Below are 8,758 nucleotides of genomic sequence, written 5' to 3'. Positions count from 1 at the left end.
TTGGAGCCGTTAAGCACGAGTTACATTATATGGATAATGGGAAATGCAACAAAAGCATCAATAATATAAAAATTCTATTGTCTCACCCTAAAACACCATTAAATATTCTAATCATCCTCTTCTTCTGCTTCAAAAGCAGCTTCGCTTTCTTCAATTCTTAGTCTTAAGTAATCTTCAATTTCAGTACGAACATCTGAAATATCTCTGATTATGGAATTTCTTAACTCAATATTTTCTTTATAAAAATCCATATATGATTTCCTTTTGTCCCTTCTTGAAGGACTATCATTCGCCTGTGCTTTTGCATATTTTGGTATCAAATACTTATCAATGCTATTTTCTAAGTCAGCCAGCATATCTGGCGAATACAAAATCAAATGGTAATTTTGGAACCAATACTTCTCATCATAATTTTCTTTGAGCGTATCAACGTCTTCACTTCCAAATATTCCATCTTTCAAGTAATATGAAATCAATATTTGATTATTCGTCTTAAGAACTGCATCTTTTGCTTCTGTCAATATATCTGTAAAATTGAATACTTTTATTGCATAATAGAAGTATAATTGTTCTTCATTGAACGGTTGCTGAAGTACCTCCCTATATCTAACCTTGAAAAATTTATGTAGTCTGCGATTATCGAATCCACTCATTGTACTAAACTTGTCAGCATTATATAACATAACTTCTGGAGAGAACTTCAATATAAAGCATAACTGGTGATAATCATAATTCTTAACCTGATACTTATCAAGATCTAATTCTCTAAAATATTTTGTCTTAAAGAAGTTATTAATAAAGACTTTCTTTAATCTATCATTCTCTAAACTTGACATCCTATAAACTATTTGATTTATAAAGTATAACTTATTATTATCTCTTTCTTCATTAAATCGCACATTACAATGAGCAATTAACTTTTTCCAATATCTTGCTACTATATTGTAGTTGTTAAAGGCTTCATACGTCCATATTTCCTTTTTTGTATCATTTCTTTCAAGTTCATATTTTTCTAATACTTTATCAAAAATCTTTACAATTTTCTCATTATCATTCTTATTGCAAAAGAAGTAAAAATCATCTGAGAAATATGAAAATTCACAATTAATCCCTAAATCCATAATTTCTTTTTCTATATCATTACTGATACTCGTTAAAATAATTTCTGCAAAATACAATGACAAGTAATTTCCCATTATCAAACCATTGGTTGCTCCTAAATTCATATTAGATAAGAATCGCTCTTCATGTCCTTGAAAATCTATTTTATGCGTATATACCCTTCCGTAATATTCCTTTATATCCATCCGAATTAAATTATCATATGTACATAATCTTTCAAAGTCTTCTTCTAGCTGTCTATTATATTCTCCTGATACAAAATCTCCAGTTTCAATATTTGCCGATAACCGTTTATGTAAAGAATCCATACTTTGAATACTATTGAAATTTGGCATGTCTTTAAAATGCTCATAAGCACATACAAAATTCAATATATTAGGCATCTTAAGAGTGCGATAGGTATCGTCTTGTTTTTTTACTCTAAAAGTAAAAGCTTCAACCCAGCATAGTTTTTTAAGATCAAACGAGGATACATTATCTGGTAATTTGATTTTATCTATATCTATGAAGTTCTTAACTGGGTTTTTAAAATTAAATAAATTATTTAGTTTCATCTTCTGGTCCTCATTTCTTTCCGTTTATTTTCTATAAAAACCCTTCCATCCACTTCTCATTATTAGCCTTATGCAGTTGGTTTCTTTCCTTGTTATAAACATAATGGGAAGTCCGTATCACACTCTCAAGAAAATGCAAATATCGGATTTATTTCTACTTCTGTTTTTATAATTCGATAATTTGAAAAGATCGTCCTTTTAGTTCAGGATACTTTTCTTCAAGTTCAAGTATGAACATAGTTTCATTATACGTCTCATCAACTTGAAAAACGTTCTCGTAATATCCATTAAACGCCATAAGTTCAGTGTCAGTATGTACCCTCCGAGTTTCAGGATTAATAATTCTTTCTCTTGCAATTACTCTAATCTTTTTCATGCTTATCTCCTCCTAAAGCGTTACTAAAAATCTGACTATTAAACATAATTAAAAGCTTAGATATTATGGAAATAAATAGTTTGTTCTGATTCACTAAAGTTTTTTATAGTAACTTCCGTGAGAAACAACTTGATCAACTCCCAATAAAATTTTCGTACTTGAACAATCTTTCCGGATAACTGTTAAATTCGCCTTATTGCTATAATTATTGGTCGTATGAACCGCCACTTTTATAACTACACAGCTAAGGTCTTGGTGTGTAAGGAATAAAGAAGTCAAATGGCATATTGGATGTATCTATTTTTATTTCTTCTTTCTTGCTGGCTTTTGATATATTTTGTAGGTGAAACTTAACTGCCATCAATAGTTTAATGCTCTGTGGGTCTGCAACTGTAAATTGTACTCCATACTGTCCCATTTCAGACCAACTATCCCATAAAGTCGGACTTGTTATCAGATTTTGCGAGTACAGCGGTATAAATACATTTATGTAATACTGAATAAGTCCTATCGGAAAGTTCCTTATCTGTTCAAGGTATTCAAAATATACATTTAAATCTGATTTTAAAGCAGTTACTAGAAAATATGATTTTCTTTCTAAAGGAAAGGTAGTAGAAAAGACAAACCGCATTCTTTTTGTTCTATCAATTGATTTTATCTTTTTACCTCTTAGGTCAAATGGAGGTGCTACTGCCATATAATTTGCAAACTGTACCCTGAAGGGTAGTTCTATTACCACTGTCTCTAAGCCAGAATAGTCTTTCTGAGCTAGTGCTGTATCAAAGTAGTCTCTATAATACTGTAAATCTTGTAGTTTCAGATCGGTATTTATATACTTTTGCACTGCGGACGGGTCTTTTGTTAATTGAGGACTACCTGCAAACATATGAGATTGAAACTTCTTTGACACTATTTCAGTGTATAATTCAAAAGCAAAGGTCTTATAAGCAAAAAGAAAAAGTTGCTCTTCATCTAAAGTATCAAGTGTATACTGAAATTTTTCTATCTTGGCAAATATTAAATCATCATGTGTTTTGCAGAAACAGGTAGCTACTGTGGCATCCTTTATCAGTACTTTATCTAACAAATAGAAAGGTTCCCTTTTACCCTTCTCTATCTCCAGCATTTTAGGATCTTTTGTGAAGTCTTGCATATACACTTCTTTATTGGCTTCTAATTTATTTAAGATTCTATTCTCTTGTAAAGCATGTGCTCCTATAATAGCTTTTCCTTTGGCTGTACAACCCTTGACTAAACATGTCTTTATTCTACTCTTTCTCATTGTTTGACCCATGTAGTTTAAAAACTCTCCCTCAGTGCGAAACTGCCGAGGTTCTTTTACTTTACAGCAATCTTTATATAGGGAACCACTACCACATGGGCATTGCTCTTTTCCATTAAAAATAAAGCTTTTGAACATTCACTTATCACCTCTCAATATCTTGATATCCTTACCTATTTTGGTACTTCATTTGGCTTTAAAGCTAGGGCTCAATTTCACCATGCTTTTTTAATAAATCTAGATTTCATTTTTAACACTGCATTTTTAATCATTAAAGGTAAGGCATTTTATTGTGCAAAAAATATTACATTAAACTTCCCCTTACTCTTGCATCAAAACGCATATATGATAAAGAGTTGTTTTCATTCCGTTTCGGTTAAGAGTTGTTGACGCAATTTTAAGATTGGGGTAACAATATCTATCTCCAAGATTTTCTTCAATACTATCCAATGGATATGGGTATTTATGCTCTTTAATATGGTTTATGTATTTAGTCCAAAACGCACTAAAATCTTTAATTTTTACATATGACACAATAAAGTTATACCGATACCCCAGAGTATCATATTTGTATATTTTGTCGATATGGTCGTTCAAATAACCTGTATTAAGGCTATCTAAATTCAATGCTTCAAGCAATGAATAGGGCATGTTATTTTCTAATATAAGTATATCAATTTCACCAGAGGACTTTCCTTCTTGTGATGTACCTTGTCGAGTTTGATCGGTTACTTGAAATTTTTGTGCCCACAAAAGATCTCTTATATGATCATTCCTAACATCTTCTATAGAGTTCTTATATGTATAATTTGCTTGCAGTTTTATACATGAGTAAACAACGCCATCAAGCACCTTCTCAGGAGTAAGTCTCTGTATTGCAAATAGAAGATTATAAACAGCTTCGCTCACATTAGATTGATCTAAACTCCTTTTGAAAGAATCCAAATCATCCTCTGTGAGCATAGGAAAATTTTCCTTAAGCCCTTCTTGATAATTATTAATTGCCTTAATATCTTCTGAAATCAGTAACTCTTTCAAGTATTCCAAAAATTCTATTATATTTCCATCTAGGTCGTTTTCAGATAATATTACTTCAATTTTTGATAGAGTGGCTTTATAATTGTATTTAAATACAGGCTCAATTATTTCTTTTTTCAACCGTTCATTCGTTCTATCTAACAATTTTCTATATATGCCATTATTCTTATAATTAATATTTGTTATATCATAAAAATCGGAGCAAAGTTTATTGAATCCCTTTTTATAATCTATCCAGTTATCAGGCTTTGTACTTACAATTGCATGAACTCTTGCAATATTACATCCAATACTAAGGTAAAATGGCACTGCTTGGTTATTAATCTGAAATAATATTACTTCAAAAATAAGCGCTCTAATCTGCTCATAAATTTCTTTAGTTCTCTGTAAATCAAAATTTATACTATTACTGATGTAAGAACAAATCAAACTAAGTAGCTTTGCATCTATCCTATTTTCTTCAATTGAAGCAGCTTCACTGAATATCAGTTGGGTTCTTACAATTGCATCTAAAAAATCACTTCTATCTAATATATCATTAGAGTCAAAAAACATTATTAATCCTAATTGATATTTCGCTTCAGCTTTGACAAGATCATTTTTATCACCACATTTTTCCATAATAATATCTTTGATATCTTCTTTTTCCTTTTGATAAAACAGCGCAAGATATTTTAATCTGTAACATTCTAATAATTCTTCATTAATGTTAACCATATCATCTAGTAAAAAACTTATTGTTTTTCTTTGTTTTATCTTATCAAGAAAAGTCCAATCGATCATTTCTTTTAGTGCGTTCATCTTGCAGAAAAGAGTTTCGCTACTATCCAAAATCACATTCTTTAAAAATTGAAGTATTGATTCAGCTTCAAGATTTTGTGCTTTTTGATTAAAAATTATATCCCAAAAATGAATTCTCTCTCTTATATCTTTAAGAACATAATCATTGTAAAATTCCATTAGAAAAGATACTCTCCTTTCCCATATATTTTTTCATTTTTAACGACACCAGCAAATTCACGAGTCGCTGTTCCGATAATTATTTGTAACTGGTCATGATATTTTGATTGTATCTGATTAAGAACCTCTTTTAACCCCTCTAAATAGGAAGTATCTCCTTCCTCTTTATTTGGACTATCAACAATAAGAAATCGAGTATGTCTACCATGATTTTTTTCAATATCAAGTTGAATAAGCGAAAGATAAAACGCAAGTTTTACTCTTAACTGTTCACCCTCTGCTATTTCTGAAAACTTTACCATTACATTGTTTTGTACATAAGTAATATTAAACTTTTTATCAATAATAATATCTGTGATAGAGGTAAGTCCAAAGTTATGAATTTCGTTAAGCATAGATTTTTTTAAATCTTCTATAATTTTTTTACTCTTTTCAAACCGCAAATTATCAATATCTATGATAGCATCATCAAGCATTTCAATAATGGCTTTAAGCTTCTCGACAGCAGATAGTTTTGAATTACCTTTTCCTTTTTCAGTAAGCCTGAACATTAATACTGCTTGTTGTGCAATTAACTCTTTTTCTTGACTATCGTCGTATTCATTTTGAATTTGCTCTATGGTACGATTTATCACGTCTAGTTTATCTTCTTTATCGTTTTCCTCTAACCTTGAGATATCCTTTTGAATACTTTCTATAAAACCTTCTATGCGATTTACTTCTTCATTCAATTCCTTTTTCTTTTCTTCTAGAAGCTCTTTTTCACGTAACATTTGTTTCAGAGTTTTTTCTAACTCATCCGCTTTTTCAGAGTAATTATGCTTTTGTTCAACATCGTCATTCACAGCAATCTCATGACACAATGGGCAAATATTTCCCGTCTCAGTATTAGAATGGATTACTTGATGATTACAGCTAGGACAGCACTTGATTTCTAACGCAGAGAAAAATTGACCAACCTCCAAATATTCATTTATATCATTAATAAATCGTTGTGTTTTATAGATCTCATTTGATATGCGACTATATTCAAAACCATATCCATCAAGTTCCTTCTTCTTCAACTCTTTATCGGTAATAAAAACTTTACGCTGCTTGTACAGAGTAGATAACTTATCATTTAATTTACCAATTTCCAGTTTTAATGCTTTTCTTTGATTTTTCAGATTTACCAGATCCACGGAGTTTCGCGAATTTCTTATATCATTAAGTTTTTTTTCAGTTTTATTTAAGTCTGCCTGCAAATTGCTAACTTCAGTATCATCGTTGATTGAATTTATAACGTCTAATTGTTTAGATAAAGACGACTGCTTTAGCTCCTTTTTTACAGTTAATTTGTTAATTAACTGAGTATGCTCAAGTGCTAACAACATCTGAAATGTTTTTTGATCTTGACCACCATAAAAAGAAGTACTATCACGAGATTCAAGATAAATTGATTTGAAATATGTTTTCCAACTTGATCCACTCTCAATTAATTCATTACTATCTTTTAAAGGTGTTTTTTGCGTCCATTTCATTGAAAAATATGAAAATTGATTAAAGAAGAATTCTTGTATTTGACTTTCATATTCTATATTACTATTAGCTTCAAATATTAACTGTTCTGGTAAATCAACATCTTTTAAATAATCCTCAAAAGAGCAATTGTATAATTTACCTTTTGTACGTCTTCCTAAGTCCATTGAAATGGTGTATCTTTTATCATTTATTTTAAATCCAAGAATAATACATTTTATCCATTGTTTAATATCTGGTTTGATATAGTTATCATTGCCTACCAAAGCAGTTTTAATAATCTTAAATAGAGATGATTTACCTTTCAAGTTATCAGCAATAATCATATTTATTCCACTTGAAAAATTCTCTTTAAAGTTTATTGACTCTCCAGTTTGTTTTTCACCACTAAATTCAATATATTCTATAATCAACCGCTTTCCAGTGGAAAGTGGTATATCAATAGCTGTTTCTTCAATATTTAAAAGGTCAATAATTTCCTCTTTATTTAATTGATTCGAATACTTATCATATAGTTTTTCAACTATTTTGGTAAATTCTTTATTCATAAGATTTCTCCAAACTCCTCATAATATTTTTGTCTCACCAAATCTTCGATATTTTGAATGTACTCTCTATATGTTGTATCACGATACCTATCGATTTTATACTGAAGATTTTTTAACTGTGTCCCTGAGTATGCTCCAAAATATTTCTTTATTAATAAGCACCTCTCCATATACCATTTAAGATGAGGAGCATTATCCGTGAGCAATCTTATTTTTTCATCTGCCAAATTTGTTACATAGTAGCTTTTTTCAGTGAGCTTAAGAACACTGTTCCTCTTAGTTATAAACCTCACAAAACCAACGGATACTAAAAAAGAAATAACATGATCTATATCTTCATAAGCACCAAAAAAGAATCTTTCCATTTCGATTCGCCTTATTTGTGGCTCGTGAGAGTAAAAAATATTCTTAATAATATCCTTAATTTCCTTTTTGTCCATGTCATTTCTATTGCATAATTCCAACAACTCAAAACACAAATAGTCCGGATTTCTAATCAGAAAATCTAACTTTTGTATTTTTACTTCTGTATGTAGTACTCTACAACAATCATCATAATTCTGGTCATTACAGGGCTCAGAAAAGATATAAATTATAAAAAATATTCTAATCCTATCTTTGTAATGTCTTAACTCTTCATAATCGATATTCATGCTTTGCTCCTTGTCTTACAATTTATGCAGCCTTGCCAATAGATTTATCTCTGATCCACTATCTAACCACATACATTACAGTCTCCCATTCATTAATTCAGAAGTTTTTATATACTTCTACTGACCAGATGAAGTCTTTTCTATAGGGGTTACCTCATTATTAGTTGTATTGATGTAATTAAGGAATAATGTACCTAGCAATAGACAATCACTTTTTGATATTCTATTCCATTTATAACCCTTGAATAGATCTCTTATCAAAAAGATTTCACCGGGATTGACGATAGATATTTCACTTATCGCAATTCCTAATAATTCATTAACGTTTGGCATTTTATACCTCCAAAAAGGTATTAAAAATATAAACAACGTTGTCTTGGTAATTGTATATCTTTAGGAGATATCTTTCAACAAGAAACGCACAACCTTTCTATATTTTTACAAATTAATCACTTATGTATTTACCTGTCAACACAAAATCTTTTTTCTAAATTCATACATATATAACATCTCACACAGTCATAGGATGATATAAGCTTGCATAGCGTGTCTGTTATCAAGTTCGCATAATAGACAAAACGTACTTAAATATAAGCTTTTTTAATTATTTTCAATATTAATTTTATATAAATAATCTTACTAAGTCTACATTTTTTTACATGGAATATAATTTAATTTAAATAAATATATTATTTCAGACGGCTCTG

7 protein-coding genes are annotated in these 8,758 nt (G+C 29.9%); all 7 read right to left on the bottom strand.

Annotated features, from left to right (window positions below; genetic code table 11):
* Positions 1 to 107: 107 nt before the first annotated feature.
* The 7 genes from EFD62_RS16660 to EFD62_RS16630 all read right to left on the bottom strand — a co-directional run bounded on the left by EFD62_RS16660 (position 108) and on the right by EFD62_RS16630 (position 8,384).
* Positions 108 to 1,676, bottom strand: coding sequence for an RNA-dependent RNA polymerase family protein (locus tag EFD62_RS16660; RefSeq protein ID WP_128706540.1), 1,569 nt, complete (start codon positions 1,674 to 1,676; stop codon positions 108 to 110).
* Positions 1,677 to 1,842: 166 nt separating this feature from the next.
* Entirely contained in the window at positions 1,843 to 2,052 is a 210-nt protein-coding gene (locus tag EFD62_RS16655) for a hypothetical protein (protein WP_128706539.1), read from the bottom strand.
* 244 nt (positions 2,053 to 2,296) lie between these two features.
* On the bottom strand, positions 2,297 to 3,472 hold the full coding sequence (locus tag EFD62_RS16650) for an SEC-C domain-containing protein (RefSeq protein ID WP_128706538.1): 1,176 nt from the start codon (positions 3,470 to 3,472) through the stop codon (positions 2,297 to 2,299).
* Positions 3,473 to 3,655: 183 nt separating this feature from the next.
* Positions 3,656 to 5,332 carry a hypothetical protein gene (locus tag EFD62_RS16645; RefSeq protein ID WP_128706537.1) on the bottom strand — a complete coding sequence of 559 codons (1,677 nt, stop codon included), beginning with the start codon at positions 5,330 to 5,332 and terminating at the stop codon, positions 3,656 to 3,658.
* Positions 5,332 to 7,398 (bottom strand): hypothetical protein, encoded by a 2,067-nt coding sequence (locus tag EFD62_RS16640; RefSeq protein ID WP_128706536.1) that lies wholly within the window; start codon positions 7,396 to 7,398, stop codon positions 5,332 to 5,334. The genes EFD62_RS16645 and EFD62_RS16640 overlap by 1 nt, the downstream gene beginning before the upstream one ends.
* On the bottom strand, positions 7,395 to 8,051 hold the full coding sequence (locus EFD62_RS16635; protein ID WP_155522920.1) for a hypothetical protein: 657 nt from the start codon (positions 8,049 to 8,051) through the stop codon (positions 7,395 to 7,397). Before EFD62_RS16635 ends, EFD62_RS16640 begins: the two co-directional genes overlap by 4 nt.
* Positions 8,052 to 8,168: 117 nt before the next feature.
* Positions 8,169 to 8,384 carry a single-stranded DNA-binding protein gene (locus tag EFD62_RS16630; RefSeq protein ID WP_128706534.1) on the bottom strand — a complete coding sequence of 72 codons (216 nt, stop codon included), beginning with the start codon at positions 8,382 to 8,384 and terminating at the stop codon, positions 8,169 to 8,171.
* Positions 8,385 to 8,758 lie beyond the last annotated feature (374 nt).

This window comes from Acetivibrio mesophilus, assembly GCF_004102745.1.
Classification (GTDB): Bacteria; Bacillota; Clostridia; order Acetivibrionales; family Acetivibrionaceae; genus Hungateiclostridium; species Hungateiclostridium mesophilum.
The sequence above is the reverse complement of the archived record's forward strand: the minus strand, read 5'-3'. Positions and strand labels throughout refer to the sequence as shown.

What these genes read in the sequence shown, in the direction of transcription:
- EFD62_RS16630 (WP_128706534.1), bottom strand. Translation starts at nt 8,384, where the DNA reads ATGCCAAACGTTAATGAATTATTAGGAATTGCGATAAGTGAAATATCT.
- EFD62_RS16650 (WP_128706538.1), bottom strand. Translation starts at nt 3,472, where the DNA reads ATGTTCAAAAGCTTTATTTTTAATGGAAAAGAGCAATGCCCATGTGGT.
- EFD62_RS16655 (WP_128706539.1), bottom strand. Translation starts at nt 2,052, where the DNA reads ATGAAAAAGATTAGAGTAATTGCAAGAGAAAGAATTATTAATCCTGAA.
- EFD62_RS16660 (WP_128706540.1), bottom strand. Translation starts at nt 1,676, where the DNA reads ATGAAACTAAATAATTTATTTAATTTTAAAAACCCAGTTAAGAACTTC.
- EFD62_RS16640 (WP_128706536.1), bottom strand. Translation starts at nt 7,398, where the DNA reads ATGAATAAAGAATTTACCAAAATAGTTGAAAAACTATATGATAAGTAT.
- EFD62_RS16645 (WP_128706537.1), bottom strand. Translation starts at nt 5,332, where the DNA reads ATGGAATTTTACAATGATTATGTTCTTAAAGATATAAGAGAGAGAATT.
- EFD62_RS16635 (WP_155522920.1), bottom strand. Translation starts at nt 8,051, where the DNA reads ATGAATATCGATTATGAAGAGTTAAGACATTACAAAGATAGGATTAGA.